We start from the raw sequence: 16,192 nt of genomic DNA on the forward strand, positions 1-16,192 counted from the left end.
AGGGCACTCAATTTACGCGGGCGCCATGCCCTTCAGGGCCAAGCGAATCAAGGTAGCACTATCTGCATCAGGCTGCTCCTTGCTGGCGCGGGCAACCATTTTACTGGCTTCAGTTGGCTTGTAGCCCAATGCCGCCAGGGCACTTTCAGCCTCTCCGGCATGATCTGCCCTGGGGCTGGCAGTCGCGGCTATCAAGGGGATATCGTTGGCATCACCAAAGTCCGGGGTCAACTTATCCCGCAGCTCCACTATCAAACGCTCAGCAGTCTTCTTACCCACACCAGGCACTTTTACCAGAGCTGCAACATTGTCTTCTGCAACACAGCGCGCCAACGCCGCACCGTCGAGTCCAGACAGAATTGCCAGTGCCATTTTGGGTCCAACACCACTTACCTTTATCAGGATCCGAAAAAGCTTACGATCGGCATCACGGATAAAGCCATACAACTGCTGGGCAGTCTCTGAAACGGCCAAATGGGTGTGCAACTGCACCTGCTGACCCAGGGCCGGGAGCTCAAAGATAGTGGTCATGGGAGCGAGCACTTCGTAGCCAACTCCCTGCACATCCACCAATAGCTGCGGCGGCTGCACTGCGGCCAGAGAGCCGCTCAATCGTCCAATCATGTGTTATTCCAAATTTGTTATACCTGCCCCAACGAAAGAGGGAGAGCGGCAGGAGCCATTCACATACTGAGACGCCCGCGACGGAAGCGACTGCGCGCCCCCCCATCTCCAGCGGTAAATGCCAATGTCTGCTCTGTATGCATATGACACAGCGCCACCGCGAGCGCATCAGCGGCATCCTCCTGGGGCGCCGCTGGCAGCGACAGCAGGGTTTTTACCATATGCTGAACTTGCAATTTATCTGCACCGCCATTGCCCACCACCGCCTGTTTGACCTTGCGCGCTTCATACTCGGCAACCTCGAGGCCGCTATTGGTCCCAGCCACAATAGCGGCACCACGGGCTTGCCCCAGTTTTAGGGCGGAGCCTGCACTCTTGGACATAAATACGTTTTCAATTGCCATCTGTGCAGGCTGGTATTGCAGTGCAATCTGGCACACCGCATCGAAAATCAGCTTGAGGCGTTCCGGCAGAGGTCCCTCGGGAATACGAATAACCCCACTAGCCACATAGCGAGCCTTACCCCGCTCCACATCGATAATTCCATAGCCCGTTTTACGCGAGCCGGGGTCAATACCCAAGATTCGGGTCAAGAGGCAGCTCCCCAGGTATCTGTATGTTTATATAGTGGTGGGAGTGTCCCAAGGTGAGATGAAAGCGTCAAGGGAGAGCTTGCGAGGAGCGTATCGAAAATCTCATGGGGCAAGGCAGGACGCTCCCTGCCCTGCAGTGAGCGGGAGTTAGCCCAACTCTTCCATGACCTCTGCAGGAATATCCGCATTGGTGTAAACGTTTTGCACATCATCGAGATCCTCCAGCATCTCGACCAGCGCCAGCACCTTCTCCGCACCTTCTTTATCCAGGGGAACTGTGGTGGAGGGGATCATCGCAATCTCGGCACTATCCGGAGTAAAACCAGCTTCTACCAGCGCGTCTTTTACTGTCAGGTAGTCCTGGAATTCAGTGGTAACTTCAACGCTGCCATCGTCATTGGTCTCGATATCTTCAGCACCCGCTTCCAGGGCCGCTTCCATCAGCGAATCCTCATCGACCCCAGTCTCGTAGAACATCTGACCTTTACGCGTGAACAGGTAACTTACCGAGCCATCTGTACCCAGGTTTCCACCGCGCTTGGAAAAAGCGTGGCGCACTTCGGCCACCGTACGGTTGCGGTTGTCGGTCAGGCACTCTACCAACACCGCTACACCACCAACACCGTACCCTTCGTATACAACCGCTTCGTAGTTTTCACCCTCAGCATTTCCGGCCCCGCGGGCGATCGCCTTATCGATGGTATCGCGCTTCATATTGGCGCCCAGAGCTTTATCAATGGTAGCCCTTAACGTCGGGTTATCATCTGGGTTCGGCCCTGCTTTCGCTGCAACCGTCAATTCGCGAATAATCTTGGTAAAAACCTTGCCCCGCTTGGCATCTTGGGCCGCTTTGCGGTGCTTGATATTGGCCCATTTACTATGTCCGGCCATTGTCGTCTCTCTTCAGTCTGTGCGTGGGATGGACCAGTAAGCGAAGCGAGTTGTCCATCTACACGATTTCGCGGGCTCGCTTCGCATAGCCCACCGGGGAAAATCAGCTGATTTGTTCTTCTTTCTGGCGCAGTCGGATGCTTAATTCACGCAGCTGCTTGGCGTCCACCGTTCCCGGTGCATCTGTCATCACACAGGCCGCACTCTGGGTTTTTGGGAAAGCGATCACATCGCGGATAGAGTCGCTGCCGGTCATTAGCATAACCAGACGATCCAAACCAAAGGCAAGGCCACCGTGGGGGGGCGCACCGTATTTAAGCGCATCTAACAGGAAGCCAAATTTCTCGCGCTGCTCTTCCTCATCAATGCCGAGAATGCGGAATACCGCCTGCTGCATCTCTTGATCATGGATACGTACAGAGCCACCACCCAGCTCAGTGCCATTTAGCACCATATCGTAAGCGCGCGACAAAGCTTCGAGCGGATTTTTCTCCAACTCTTCCGGGCTGCAAGAGGGCGCAGTAAACGGGTGGTGCAATGCGGTGAGGCTACCGTCATCATTTTCCTCAAACATCGGGAAGGCCACCACCCATAAGGGAGCCCACTCGCTGGTATAGAGATCCAGGTCTTCACCCAGCTTGCAGCGCAATGCACCCAGGGCTTCAGAAACCACCTTAGCCGTATCCGCTCCGAAGAAAATAATATCTCCATCTTGCGCCTGCAAACGGTCGAGGATTGCCGCGCGTGTTTCCAGGGGTAGGAATTTAACAATTGGAGACTGCAGACCGTTTTCAAGGTCAGCGCGATCGTTGACTTTCACATAGGCCAACCCCTTAGCGCCATAGATTCCGACAAACTTACCGTAGTCATCGATCTGCTTGCGGGTCAGCTTATCGCAGCCACCAGGTACTTTGATCGCGGCCACACGGCCCTTAGGGTCATTAGCCGGTCCGGAAAATACCTTGAAATCCACTTCGGTCATCAGGTCTTTAATTTCTACCATTTCCAGCGGAATACGCAGATCCGGCTTGTCGGAACCGTAGCGCAACATGGCCTGATAGTGGGTCATGCGGGGGAACTCGCCCAACTCAATGCCCTTCAATTCCTTAAACAGCTTGCGGACCATACCTTCGGTGATCGCCATGATCTCTTCCTCGTCGAGGAAGGAAGTCTCGATATCGATCTGGGTAAATTCCGGCTGGCGGTCCGCACGCAGGTCCTCGTCTCGGAAACACTTGGCTATCTGGTAGTAGCGGTCAAAGCCGGAAACCATCAACAACTGCTTAAACAGCTGTGGAGACTGCGGCAGGGCGAAGAATTTACCTTCGTGGGTCCGGCTTGGGACCAGATAATCCCTCGCGCCTTCCGGGGTGGCACGGGTCAGGATTGGAGTTTCAATATCGAGGAAGCCGTGTTCATCCAGGTAATTGCGGATAGCAGTGGTCAACTTGGAGCGGAAATACAAATTGCTCTGCATCTCATTGCGGCGCAGATCCAGGTAACGGTACTTAAGACGTACGTCCTCACCTACTTCGGTATGCTCATCCAACTGGAAAGGTACGGTTTCCGCTGCATTGAGAATTTCCAGCTCGGTGCCATATACCTCGACTTCACCTGTATCCATATTTGGATTCAATGCCTCTGGAGCGCGGGCACGCACACGCCCAGTGACCTTAAGCACATATTCACTGCGCACGCGGTCGGCCATTTCGAAATGCTCGGCAGCATCCGGATCAAATACTACTTGAACAATACCCTCGCGATCGCGCAGGTCGATGAAGATCACACCGCCGTGATCTCGACGGCGATCGACCCAGCCACAGAGGGTTACTACACGGTCTATGTCCGCGGAACGAAGGACGCCACAGTAGTCGCTGCGCATGGATGAAAATTCCCGTTATCGATAGGTGAAAAGTTTAAGTAGAGAGTACACCGCGCGGGCAAACCCGCACAGCGGATCTAGGCCGTCTTTGCCGCCGGCTTAGCGGGCTTGTCGCCCTTGGCATTACCATTATTGGCTGCGCCACCGGCAAGGTTTTTCTTATTACCGGTTTTAAAGTCAGTCTCATACCAACCGCCGCCCTTCAGGCGGAATCCAGCCGCGGAAACTTTCTTACGCAGCTCTGCCTGTTCACAGGCTAGACAGTCTTTGAGCGGGTCATCGCTCATGCGCTGCAGGGCCTCCATTTCATGGCCGCAGGCATTGCACTGGTATTCATAGATCGGCATTGCTCAGTACCTGGTGCTGTAAAAAGGGGGACAGAGTATACATGAGCCCCCCAAAGGGAAGAAGCTGCCCCCACCTTTTGGCCTGTCGAGAGGGGTTTCAGAGTCACAAAAAGGCTAAAAACTATAGAAAAAGCACTATTTTTCCAGTATTTCCCCGTGCGGCCGAACAAAAACTATATATACTTCCCTCCATCACCCGCTGAGACCGCCGTTTTTTGGATGCAGCGCAGCGGGAGACCAAACACACTTTTACCGGATACATACCAAACAACAAAAGAAGGAAGTAAGCCATGGCTGTTACCAGGAAAGCTGCTACTAAAACAGCTGCTGCCAAAAAGGCTCCAGCTAAGAAAGCCGCACCGGCCAAAAAAGTAAAGGCAATCAAGGAAAAGTACACTAAAACCCAGGTCCTGAACCAAATTGCGGAAAACACTGAGCTGTCCCGCAAACAGGTTCAGTCTGTTCTGGATGAGCTGAGCGATATCATCGAAGGTCACATCAAGAAGCGCGCTATTGGCGAGTTCGCTCTGCCTGGCCTGATGAAAATCACCACCGTGAAGAAGCCGGCCAAGAAGGCTCGCAAGGGCATCAACCCGTTCACTGGTGAAGAGACCACCTTTAAGGCCAAGCCGGCCAGCATTCAGGTGAAAGTTCGTCCGCTGAAGAAGCTGAAAGAAATGGCGGAGTCCTAAGACATCCCTCTTCCTCAGTAAAAAACCCCGCTCATGCGGGGTTTTTTACTGATGTACTCGGAAAACGCCCTTTCCTACTTAATTTGGCTTACATAGGATATGAGCCAGTTAGAGCTCACTGCCCCCCAATCTTAATAACCAGACCAGAACCAAGCGGCAATATTTATTGCGCGATGAATAGCGTAAAATAGCCAGCTTACTGATAATTGAGCCCAACAGATTCCTATGCGCGCATCCCGTTATCTCATTGCAACCCAAAAAGAAACCCCAAACGACGCGGTGGTAATTAGCCATCAACTAATGTTGCGCGCGGGTATGATCCGTCGCCTGTCATCCGGCCTGTACACCTGGTTACCCACAGGATTGCGCGTGCTGCGTAAGGTGGAGCGTATTGTACGCGAGGAAATGGACCGAGCCGGAGCACTGGAAGTACTAATGCCCGTGGTACAACCGGCAGAGCTTTGGGAAGAATCCGGCCGCTGGCAGCAGTATGGCCCTGAGCTGCTGCGAATCCAGGACCGCCACAATAATCACTTCTGCCTGGGCCCAACCCACGAAGAAGTGATCACCGATTTGATCCGCAACGAGATCAACAGCTATAAACAACTACCGGCGAGTTTCTACCAGGTACAAACCAAATTCCGCGACGAAATTCGCCCCCGTTTTGGTGTAATGCGCGCACGCGAGTTCACCATGAAAGACGCCTACTCCTTCCATATCGATGCGGACTCCCTGCAGGAAACCTACGACATAATGCACAATGCCTATTGTCGTATTTTTGACCGCATTGGCCTGGACTACCGTCCAGTGCTGGCGGATACCGGCTCTATCGGAGGCTCCAGTTCCCACGAGTTCCACGTTCTGGCACAAAGTGGTGAAGATGATATCGCCTTCTCCACAGAGTCCCGTTACGCAGCCAACGTAGAGCTGGCTGAAGCTGTAGCCCCTGCCGGTGAGCGTGCCGCACCCAGTGGGGATATGCAGGAAGTGCACACCCCAGGGCAGAAAACCATCGTCGATGTCAGCGAATTCCTGAAGAGCGACCCTGCCCACTCGGTGAAAACTCTCATTGTGATGGGCGCATGCGAAGAAGGGGAAACCGCACCACTGGTCGCGCTGGTCCTCCGCGGCGACCACGAGTTAAATGAACTAAAAGCGGAAAAGCTGGCCGGTATCGCAAGCCCGCTTGAGTTCGCACCAGAGCAACGTATCGCTGACGAGCTGGGCTGCAATATCGGTTCTCTGGGCCCAGTGGGCATGAAGATCGAGATGGTTGTGGATAGATCAGCAGCGCACTTGGCAGATTTCATCTGTGGTGCTAACCGCGACGATTACCACTATACCGGCGTGAACTGGGGTCGCGATGTAGAGCTCGGCCGTATTGCCGATCTGCGCAATGTGGTTCCCGGCGATATCAGCCCTGATGGACAGGGGACCCTGGAAATCAAACGCGGCATTGAAGTAGGCCATATCTTCCAGCTGGGTGACAAATACAGCCGCGCAATGAATGCCACTGTACTCGACGAAAACGGTAAGGAACAGGTAATGCCGATGGGTTGTTACGGCATCGGTGTTTCCCGTATCGTAGCGGCAGCGATCGAACAGAATCACGACGATTCCGGCATTCTGTGGCCAGATGCAATCGCTCCGTTCCAGCTGGCGATCGTGCCTATCAATATGCACAAAAGCGAAGTGGTGCGGGAGAAGTGCGACCACCTGTACGAATCCCTGCGCAACAAAGGCATCGATGTATTGCTGATGGATGAGCCAAAGGCACGACTTGGCGCCATGCTTGCAGATGTCGAGTTGATCGGTATCCCACACCGTATCGTAATCGGCGACCGCGGCCTGGAAAAAGGTGTGGTGGAGTACAAAGGGCGCGGCGATGCTGAAAGCCAGGAGTTTGCTGTCTCCCAGCTGGAAGAAGTCTTACTGGATAAAATCAGCCACTAATCCACAACCCGCCATCCCGGCTCCTTAGCGGGCCGGGTATCCTGCCAATACTCCGCGATAAAGTAGATTTGCGTTACAGGTCCGCAAAAAGGCACTGCCCATTTTGTCAGGATTTCGTAAAATCCAAGCCATGATAAAAAAAGCTATCGCCACAATATGGTTATGCTTGTCTTGGTGTGGCGCCCAATCCCAGAGCATCTCCAATGAAGTCGATCCCGAGTTGCGCCTCGCCCTGAGAGAAGCCATCAGCCAGGCAGACAGTTTTGTCGATCGCTTCGATGCAGAGGTGTGGCTGATGTCAAAATCCCAGCCTCTATCCCGCTATATCAAAGACCCTAAAAGACGGATGCATGTGCTGAAAGCGGTGCACCGCGAAGCGACGCGTGCGGGACTACGACCGGAGATTGTCCTCGCCGTAATCCAGATCGAGAGCGCCTTCAATCCCTATGCGGTATCCCGAGTAGGTGCCCAGGGTATGATGCAGGTGATGCCATTCTGGAAAAAGGAAATCGGGCGTCCGGATGACAACCTGATCGATATGGATACCAATCTGCGCTATGGCTGCACAATCCTCAAGCACTATATTAAGAAAGCCAAGGGTAACTTGGCCAATGCCCTCGCTTATTACAATGGCAGCTATGGCCGCCACAGCTATAGCAGCAAAGTCCTGGATGCCTGGGCTAACCGCTGGAGGTAAGCCATGACCGCCGGTTATTTATTTTTCTCTGGCGGGGCCTGCGCTTTACTGTTGCTGGCGGCTGCCAAAGTATCCATTAACCACTACCAGCTCGCTGCAGGTCGGTGGCTGATTCTGGTCCTGCTAGGCGTAATTTGCTACCTACTACTACCGACACTGCCCGCGCTTAGTGGCACCGTTGCCATGCTTGTTCATATGCCTGTGATTCTGGTGCCTGCCGCCTTTTGGCTTTTTACACATTTGCTATGCCGAGAGGAGGAATCCTTCCCACATTGGGGCTGGCTCCCGATTTCCCTCTCCATCATCTTCAGCGTCATGGCAAATCACGCACCAATTTCAGTGAGCGCCAACGCACAGGAAATTTTCTTTAATCTATCCCAATTCCTGCGCCTCGCCCTGATTGGCTTGGGAGTGTTGACACTGTTAGGGCAATTCCAATCCGACCTTGTGGAAGAGCGCCGCCGCCTGCGCGCAATCCTGTTAATTGTAGTTGGCGCTTATATGTTTATTGTGATCAGTGCCGAGTCTTTGTTTGCTTACCGACCTGTGCCGAATGGTGTACCGACCCTACACGCACTGTTAGCCAGCCTTTTATCGCTGGCAGCTTGTTTATGGCTGCTGGCACTAGCACCCAGCGCCTTGGGGGAGTCCCTTTCACAAGCACCAGTAGAATCCCCAGAGGAAGAGGCACCACCACCAGAACCAGTGCCAAGTCTGGATGAACAGCAGCAGGCACAGCTGGTAAAACTGCAGGAGCATATGGAAAACGGCGGCTACCGTCACACGGGTCTTACTATTCGGGAGCTGGCAGAGCAACTGGATACTCGCGAACACCTGCTGCGCACTCTGATTAATCGCCATCTCGGTTATCGGAATTTTAATGAGTATCTAAATCAGTTCCGTATTGATGAAGCCAGCGCCCGCCTTGCAGACCCTGAACAGGCGCACCTTCCGGTACTGACTATCGCCCTGGATATCGGCTACCGCTCACTCAGCCCCTTTAATGCTGCCTTCAAGCGCCGCCATAATTTGACTCCCACCGAGTACCGTCGCGAGAAGCTGCCCGCCTGATTGGGCAGCCGTTCGGAATCCGTCAGCATTTTTTCATTTTCCGCAAGCCTCTATTAAAAAACGTCCCCAGACTGGAAACTCCACCGCACGCGCTGCCCCAATCCTACCGGGAAAACAGCGACTCCATTTCCAATACAATATTGATGGTGAGAGTATGGATTTTCTAATGGACGTGAGTCACTACGGAGCCACTCACTTTAAATTAACCCTATTTCGCTATGTGCTGGCGGCTTCGGTAATGAGTATCTGTGCAGGCTGGCTATTTCGCGCTTGGATGAACCGGCGCCGAATTCAAGAACGCCGAGCCAACTGGGGGGACATTCGACGAGAAGTCAGCTACTCAATGCTGACCGTTTGTATTTTCACTCTTTTCGGTATCACTATTAATCTGCTGCAGGATATGGGCATTGCCAAGCTTTACTGGCAGTGGAGTGATTACCCTATGTGGTGGAACCTGATCAGCCTGCCTGTAGTTATCCTTTTACATGACGCCTACTTTTACTGGACCCACAGGGCCATGCACCACCCAAGGGTGTTTAAACACTTCCACCGTCTGCACCATATGTCGCGGACTCCCACACCCTGGACGGCTTACAGTTTTTCAATCGGGGAAATTTTTGTTAATGGGCTCTTCTCCCCCCTGATTGCACTAACAATACCCCTACACCCAACTATCTGGCTCAGTTTCCTGTTTGTAATGATTTTCCGTAACTCCATGCTACATACCGGCCGCGAATTTCACCCGCGCAGCTGGGTGGATGGTCCGCTGGACAATATGACTACAACCACCCACCACGACCTTCACCATCAACGATTCCAGGGTAATTATGGCTTCTACTTCACTTGGTGGGACCGGTTGATGGGTACTGAATTCAAAGACTACAAGAAAGTTTTCCGCCAAGCGGTAGACGGGGAGCTCCATGGTGAAAAGCTGCCTCAAGCCCATGGGACGGCACCAACTCCAGATAGGGAGGACGGAGAAAAAATTATCGCATAGGGCGTTCGGTCGGACCTGTGGCATTCAACTGATATTCACAGGTCCGGTTCCCGAATGCTCATCCTCCCAAATACAGCGTGAGTGGCAGTGATACCAAGCTGATAAAGGCTGTCGCCACCACCATAGCTGAGGCAACCGCACCATCACATCCATAACGTTTAGCCAGGACAGCAGCAATCGCACCAGAGGGCATAGCAGACTGTAAAACCAGTAACTCCCGCTCCAGGTGTGGCAGCTCAAAAGACAGCGCCAGAACCCAGGCAAGAAGAGGCTCTGCCGCTAACTTCAAAAGCACAGCAACAGTAATCAGACCTGCCAGTTCACGCACCGCAATTGGACGCAATGCCAAACCGATACTGAATGCCACCAGTACAATCAGGGACCGACCCGAAACTCGCAAAATATCTTCAAATAGTTGAACAAAGACATTTCCCTGAGGCAAGCTAATAAGAGAAATAACAGTTCCTAGGATCATGGCAATGAAAATTGGCGATGTAAAAAAAGGCCTGCAGGCTTCCCACAGACTTTCCCTTTTTCCCTCATCCCTGCCGAAGTAAATAGCTACGGCAACACCAAAAGTAAACACGGATAATAAGGCGCCATATTCCCCTATCAGTACACTATCTCTCATTACCAGTGGATTATTGTTAAAAACCCGCCGGATCAACGATAGTCCCAAGGTGGATGAGCCGCCAAACCCAGCCACCAATACAATAGAGCCAAGTGTCTTGCGACCTAATCCCATCATTTTTCCGATGAGCCACGCGGGCACCATAATACCGATGCTAACCACGAACAAAATTGCAGCCGGTATTAACGCCTGAGAGGAAAAAGGAACCTTACTCAAACTGAGTAGGATGACTGCGGGCAGTGCAAAATCCGTCGTTAGGCGCCCAAAAACGCCCTGCTCCTCTTCGAGAATCACCCGGTGCTTACGCAACCAGATTGCCGAGGCACAGAGAGCAACCAGGATAACCAAGGCTTCAACCAAGCTTTGGAACTGTGACATTTCACCCACCAATCAGAGGCCACACAGGGCCACTGCGCAACAATTTTTCAATTGATAAAAAAGACACAGCAGGCCAGGGCTGAAAGCCCTCGCCAGGCTTTTTGGCAATAATTAATACAAGGAAAATTATTGGATGGGAAAAGAATAAGTCATTTATCAATAAGCGAAAGCTTTAGAGGTACAACTTGAATTGGAAAACTCTCATTTAGTGTCCATGTTGCAACGGCAACCAGCGAGATTCTCGATAACAGAAAAGTCCCCAGACCACCATCAATATTTCCAGGGCCAAAAACAACAAGTTGCGCTCGTCAAAGCTGCCGGTTGCCAGCATGCCAAAAAGTCTACCCATGGCGAACCCAATATAAGAAATCGACAAAGCCGCATAGGCTGCCCGGCGGTGTGGCCGCATTGCCAGAGCAATTAAGAGAATTACGGCAATTGCCAGCATAAAGCCACCATAAGTAGCAAGAAACTCTGGCACAGCTGCAGGGGAAATGAATGACAGGCCAACTGCTGCAGCGAAAGCCTCTGGATTAAACAGGGCTCCCAGACCGATAGACGCAAAAATCAACAAGTTGAGAGTTAAATAGACTCTACCCAAATATTTCAACTGCAACTCCCCTCCACCAGCGGTGATCTAACGTCTAGGAAGGCTCGCAAAACCGCAAGCCTTCCCGAAAGCCTTCCTCAAGTATATATGAGGCCCAAGCCGCCACTCTTTCTAATAGGTCACCATTCCTTGGTAAATTGGCCGGCAGGGAAAGCTTTTTCTTTCTGGCAAAACACTTACCGCCTTCCATACTTACCGGTCGCCACTTCATTCCCACCAGTTACTTCAAACAGGTCCCGAGTATGAGAGCACTAATCAAAGAGCCGCTCACTCATATGTTAATCATCGGCGGTGCACTGTTTATCCTTGATACGCTTGTACAAGAACAATCGGTGGACCGCAACAAAATTGTCATAACTGAGGACCGTATTGAGCACCTTTCCGCAGTATTTTCCCGTCGCTGGCAACGGGCACCCTCTCCTGTTGAGGTACAGCAGCTTGTGGAAACTTATGTGCGAGAAGAAATATTGTACCGTGAGGCGCTGAACCTCGGTCTGGATCACAATGACACCGTGATCCGGCGACGTTTACGTATGAAGATAGAACTTGCCGCCAGGGATATTGCCGACAACGTTGAGCCGGCGGAAAGCACGCTGCAGCAATACATGGAGCAAAATGGGAAAGACTACCAGCGCCAAGCCCACTTCAGCTTCCGACAACTCTATTTTCAAACCAGTAATAGCCAGGAGGATATTAAAAAAGTCCTCATCCGGCTTAACCAGGGCCTGGAAGACGCCTCTGCCGGAGACAGTAGCCTATTGCCCAATCAGATAAACAATAAGAGCAGCACGCGTATTGATCAGCTATTTGGCCCCGGCTTTTCCAGCCAACTTACTAAATCATCGCAGGGAAACTGGTTTGGACCACTGAAGTCCGCTTATGGTTGGCACCTGGTTTTCGTAGATGATTATGAACCCAGCAGCGCAGCCAAGTTTTCAGAAGTGCGGACTCAGGTGCTGCGTGATTGGCAATTAAACAGGCGAAAAGCACAACTGGAACAGCAATATCAGCAGTACCGAGAAAATTACACAGTACGTATTGACGCCCCATCCCTCTGAAATTGCCACACTATAGCAGGACGAAAAAGATGCACTATAAAAGCTGGGCAAAAATATACTTATTAGTGCTGTGTATAGCTGCTCTCTCACTCCCTACCACCGCCCATGAGTTACGATCCGCCTATCTCCAAATTGAACAGATAGACTCACGGCGATTTGATGTTATGTGGCGAGTGCCCGCGCGCGGAGAATTACGGCTGTCTCTGGATGTACATCTGGGCCTGGGTTCTACTGTACTTGGCCCAGCCAGTGGTGGCTTCCAAAACGGATTTTATACAGAGCGCTGGCAGATATATCACCCCAATGCGCTTTCACAACTGCCCATCTCCATTGATGGGCTGGAACACACCCTCACCGACGTACTTGTACGGATTGCCTGGCTAGATGGGAATGAAATATTCCAACGACTGATGCCCGAGCGCACTGGCTTTACTGTCGGCAAAAAGGAATCCCATGATCAAGTTACCAGCACCTATTTCAAGCTCGGCCTGGAACACATTCTACTCGGCATAGATCACCTCTTGTTTGTCCTGGCCCTGATGTTGCTCTGCAGTGGCTGGCAGCAGCTACTGCTTGCCCTCACCGGTTTCACCCTAGCTCACAGCATAACCCTGGGCGCCACCACCCTGGGGCATTTATCCCTGCCACAAGCCCCTGTCGAAGTAATCATCGCTCTCAGCATTGTCTTTATAGCCCGAGAAATATTGGCCAAGGGTCATGGTTACAGCAGCCTGACAACGCGCCTGCCATGGCTTGTGGCCTTCGCCTTCGGTTTGCTGCATGGCCTCGGCTTTGCCGGTGCTCTGGCGGATATTGGGCTGCCGCAAAGCTCTATCCCCCTGGCACTTCTCAGTTTCAACCTGGGTGTGGAAGCTGGACAAATACTGTTTGTCGCCATCACTGCCACTCTATTCATAGGGTTTTGTCACATACTCAGGCTGCTCCATCAACGATACATCCCAGGGCAGCAGGTGCCTGAAAAGAAGTGGGAAAGGGGCAATATAACAGTCTGGATAGCAACACCAATTGCCTACTTGATCGGCGCAGTCGCCTGCTGGTGGTGTCTGGATAGAACTCTATCGCTACTAATCTAGCCCTTGGCTCCAGTGGTAGGGCTATTCAGCCCCACCACCTGCGGTTTTGGCTCAGTCCTGAAACAGCAGCTCCAGGGGATAGCCAGTGAAAGGTTTGGTTTTTTCAATGACTAAGTGCGAGGTCATACGTGAGATCGCAGCTTCCTCGTTGGCCAGCAGCTGCTCAGAGACCCGATTGAAGTCCGCCGCATCAGGGCAAACGAAACGCAACATATAGTCAAACTCACCAGACATCTTCACACAGGATACTATCTGAGGGATGTCATTGATAATCCGCCGGAAATTTTCACTGGTACGCGCATCCTGGCGCTTAAGGGCCACGTTTACATAAAACTCTGCATGGCGCACCTTATCCAAGTTAATCTCGGCAAGAAATTCGCGGATGTAGCGCTCACTGGTCAGGCGCTTAACCCGAGCCAGGCAGGCACTCTCCGACAGACCAATCTGTTCACTCAAATTCAGGTTGCTAATACGGGCGTTGGTTTGCAGCGCCCGCAAAATACGCAAATTATGCCGGTCAATTTTCACAGAACTGATTTCTTTTGAATCTGAAAGGGGGCAAGGATAGCGGTATTCGCTGAAGGCTGAAACATTACAGCCTCCACAGCGGCAAAAGCCACCGCCTCAACACTTTAGTCTGAGGCGACCTCTTTCGCTCATCGGCTCAGCCGGCCTGGCGATTTCCACTGGTGACAAACTGCTCGATACGATCCAACGCTCGGGACAGTTCAGCTTCATCCGCGGCAAGGGTAAGGCGAACATGGTTCACTGCACTCTCACCAAAAGGTGCGCCAGGTAGCACGGATACCCGCTCAGCATCCAGCAGGGCCTCGGCAAACTCCTGCCCAGAGGTAGCGACTTCAGACACGTTCACCATAACAAACATTCCCGCCTCTGGGCTGTAGCAGCTAAGGCCAGGTATTTTGCCAATGCGTTCGACAATTAAGTCGCGGCGGCGCTCGTAAGCATCCCGCATCTGTTTGACGAAATAGGAATCGAACTCCAGGGCGAAAGCCGCTGCTTCCTGGATAAACTGTGGGCAACCGAAAATAGTAGCACCTGCAAACTCCGCCAGCCGATCAACCAACGGACCACGAGCTACTGCCCAGCCAAGGCGCCATCCACTCATGGCATGGGATTTAGATAGGCCGTCAATGACCACAATGTTATCCAGCTCTTCAGCGGCCGTGCGTAGGGAAGTATGACGGCGAGCGAACGTAATCATGGAATACATCTCATCGCACACCAACCAGACATTGCGCTGGCGACAGTATGCCGCCAGTTCATGTAACTGCTCTGGGGTTGCCATGGCGCCAGTGGGGTTTACCGGGGTATTGATCATTACCACCCGGGTCTCTTCACCAATAGCTGCCTTGATTGCTTCCACATCGAAAGCAAAATCTTTCTCTGCAGGGCAAGCCACCCGCTTAACAGAGAGCCTGAGACCGTCGCAAATTGGCACATAACCAATATACATCGGCTCGGGAATCACTATCTCCTCACCAGGATTCAGAAGGCAGGAAAGCACTGCGTAGATAGCGTTGGTTCCACCTGGAAACACTACGACATCATCGGGGTTGCAGGGGTGTTGAGATACCTTACTCTCGATATCGGCAATAGCGCGGCGCAACATAGGCTCCCCCGCGGCGGGAGAGTAATGGGTACGTCCCACGCCAAGCCTGGCACGGGCAAAATCCAGTATGGGCTCCGGGGTGTCGAAGTTTGGATCACCCACACATAGAAATATGACGTCCTCCCCCTTGTCAGCCAGGCCATGGGCCCGGTCACTGACGGCCCATACATTAGAATCCTCGCTGTTCAGAGCCTGACTTTGCAGGCTGAATCGGGGAGTAAAATCTGTCACGTTCTTCACTATTTATCTGCCATTTATGCCCGATACGGTAACAACCGTCAGGGTAATTGATGGCTATAAATCAGGGCTGATTTCGCATTAGGCAGAATTTTGCAGGGGCATTACCGCAGAAAATTCTGTGAGTATCCGTCTCTCTCGATTTGCGACCGGGGAGTGGGTTCTGGTCGGCAAAGAGATACCAGAGAGAGAGTTAAAGGGGAGGAGTTAAAGCAGGTAATCAGATAATGCTATCAAGCACCTGAATATGACCAGTTGGTCTGGATAATTCAGCAGCAACCTGATCAGATAGGCAAAATTCATTTTAGGCCCGGTAAGAGTCAACCTGTTACCAAGGTGCACAAACCTGTTTTCTATTGGCGCCTATTTCTGCAACCGAGACTAGGAAGATCTGTCATAACCTTTTTAGGTTTACAATCGCCGATAATTTTCAGTTGCCATTCTGAACTGGACATTCAGGGACAAATAAAAAAGAGCTTGGACCAAATGAACAGATGTCTGGCTAAATCGCTATTACATATCGCAAGTTTAGCCTTCTCCACGTCTTTACCAAAAGAGCAAAAAGACACTTTAATTAGTGCGCTTAACTTGGAAATGTCCAGCTGTTACATCCTACAGGAAACATTCCTGCAATTCACAAAAGTCTACAGAGGGCTTCCCAATCTAAAGAGACACAAGCAGAAGATACCGATTTCATCATCTTTGCTCTCAGGAATAATTGTGGCGGTGATGGAAATATGGGCCAGCCGATTGGCAGCTGCTTATTGATATGCCTACACACTTGAACAGCATTTATTGGAAAGC

General features: G+C 52.0%; 16 protein-coding genes. 7 read left to right on the forward strand and 9 right to left on the reverse strand.

What is annotated here, in order from left to right; genetic code table 11:
* Positions 1–12: 12 nt before the first annotated feature.
* From ruvA to ACJJIP_RS17305, 5 genes are all read right to left on the reverse strand, one after another.
* On the reverse strand, positions 13–624 hold the full coding sequence (gene ruvA, locus ACJJIP_RS17285) for a Holliday junction branch migration protein RuvA (RefSeq protein ID WP_444945695.1): 612 nt from the start codon (positions 622–624) through the stop codon (positions 13–15).
* A 59-nt stretch (positions 625–683) separates the two neighbouring features.
* Positions 684–1,217, reverse strand: a complete 534-nt coding sequence (gene ruvC, locus ACJJIP_RS17290) for a crossover junction endodeoxyribonuclease RuvC (RefSeq protein ID WP_444945696.1) — start codon at positions 1,215–1,217, stop codon at positions 684–686.
* Between the two features lie 147 nt (positions 1,218–1,364).
* Entirely contained in the window at positions 1,365–2,108 is a 744-nt protein-coding gene (locus ACJJIP_RS17295) for a YebC/PmpR family DNA-binding transcriptional regulator (protein WP_353376995.1), read from the reverse strand.
* Between the two features lie 103 nt (positions 2,109–2,211).
* A complete protein-coding gene (gene aspS / locus ACJJIP_RS17300) occupies positions 2,212–3,990 on the reverse strand; it encodes an aspartate--tRNA ligase (protein ID WP_020411954.1) in 1,779 nt (592 codons plus the stop codon).
* A gap of 77 nt (positions 3,991–4,067) precedes the next feature.
* Complete coding sequence (locus ACJJIP_RS17305) at positions 4,068–4,337, reverse strand: FmdB family zinc ribbon protein (RefSeq protein WP_444945697.1); 270 nt, start codon at positions 4,335–4,337, stop codon at positions 4,068–4,070.
* A gap of 290 nt (positions 4,338–4,627) precedes the next feature.
* On the opposite strand from ACJJIP_RS17305, the gene ACJJIP_RS17310 reads away from it, so the two are divergent.
* From ACJJIP_RS17310 to ACJJIP_RS17330, 5 genes are all read left to right on the forward strand, one after another.
* Positions 4,628–5,029 (forward strand): HU family DNA-binding protein, encoded by a 402-nt coding sequence (locus ACJJIP_RS17310; RefSeq protein ID WP_020411952.1) that lies wholly within the window; start codon positions 4,628–4,630, stop codon positions 5,027–5,029.
* Positions 5,030–5,254: 225 nt separating this feature from the next.
* On the forward strand, positions 5,255–6,982 hold the full coding sequence (locus ACJJIP_RS17315) for a proline--tRNA ligase (RefSeq protein WP_444945698.1): 1,728 nt from the start codon (positions 5,255–5,257) through the stop codon (positions 6,980–6,982).
* A gap of 130 nt (positions 6,983–7,112) precedes the next feature.
* On the forward strand, positions 7,113–7,679 hold the full coding sequence (locus ACJJIP_RS17320) for a lytic transglycosylase domain-containing protein (RefSeq protein WP_282951635.1): 567 nt from the start codon (positions 7,113–7,115) through the stop codon (positions 7,677–7,679).
* Between the two features lie 3 nt (positions 7,680–7,682).
* On the forward strand, positions 7,683–8,750 hold the full coding sequence (locus ACJJIP_RS17325) for a helix-turn-helix transcriptional regulator (protein ID WP_353376992.1): 1,068 nt from the start codon (positions 7,683–7,685) through the stop codon (positions 8,748–8,750).
* Between the two features lie 154 nt (positions 8,751–8,904).
* Positions 8,905–9,747, forward strand: coding sequence for a sterol desaturase family protein (locus tag ACJJIP_RS17330; protein WP_020411948.1), 843 nt, complete (start codon positions 8,905–8,907; stop codon positions 9,745–9,747).
* A 58-nt stretch (positions 9,748–9,805) separates the two neighbouring features.
* Here ACJJIP_RS17330 and ACJJIP_RS17335 read toward each other — a convergent pair whose 3' ends face one another.
* Together ACJJIP_RS17335 and ACJJIP_RS17340 are read right to left on the reverse strand one after the other, a co-directional pair.
* Positions 9,806–10,756, reverse strand: coding sequence for an AEC family transporter (locus ACJJIP_RS17335; protein ID WP_020411947.1), 951 nt, complete (start codon positions 10,754–10,756; stop codon positions 9,806–9,808).
* Between the two features lie 205 nt (positions 10,757–10,961).
* Positions 10,962–11,366: a DUF4345 family protein gene (locus tag ACJJIP_RS17340; protein ID WP_169337095.1), complete on the reverse strand. Its 405-nt coding sequence runs from the start codon at positions 11,364–11,366 to the stop codon at positions 10,962–10,964.
* A 242-nt stretch (positions 11,367–11,608) separates the two neighbouring features.
* On the opposite strand from ACJJIP_RS17340, the gene ACJJIP_RS17345 reads away from it, so the two are divergent.
* The gene (locus ACJJIP_RS17345; RefSeq protein WP_444902235.1) at positions 11,609–12,424 is read left to right on the forward strand and encodes a peptidylprolyl isomerase; all 816 of its coding nucleotides are present in this window, start codon (positions 11,609–11,611) and stop codon (positions 12,422–12,424) included.
* A 164-nt stretch (positions 12,425–12,588) separates the two neighbouring features.
* The gene (locus tag ACJJIP_RS17350; RefSeq protein ID WP_282951639.1) at positions 12,589–13,518 is read left to right on the forward strand and encodes a HupE/UreJ family protein; all 930 of its coding nucleotides are present in this window, start codon (positions 12,589–12,591) and stop codon (positions 13,516–13,518) included.
* Positions 13,519–13,569: 51 nt separating this feature from the next.
* Here ACJJIP_RS17350 and ACJJIP_RS17355 read toward each other — a convergent pair whose 3' ends face one another.
* The gene (locus ACJJIP_RS17355) at positions 13,570–14,046 is read right to left on the reverse strand and encodes an Lrp/AsnC family transcriptional regulator (RefSeq protein ID WP_282951640.1); all 477 of its coding nucleotides are present in this window, start codon (positions 14,044–14,046) and stop codon (positions 13,570–13,572) included.
* 136 nt (positions 14,047–14,182) lie between these two features.
* Positions 14,183–15,391, reverse strand: a complete 1,209-nt coding sequence (locus ACJJIP_RS17360) for a pyridoxal phosphate-dependent aminotransferase (protein WP_245556655.1) — start codon at positions 15,389–15,391, stop codon at positions 14,183–14,185.
* Positions 15,392–16,192: the final 801 nt, after the last annotated feature.

The sequence above is a fragment of the Microbulbifer variabilis genome, assembly GCF_052467165.1.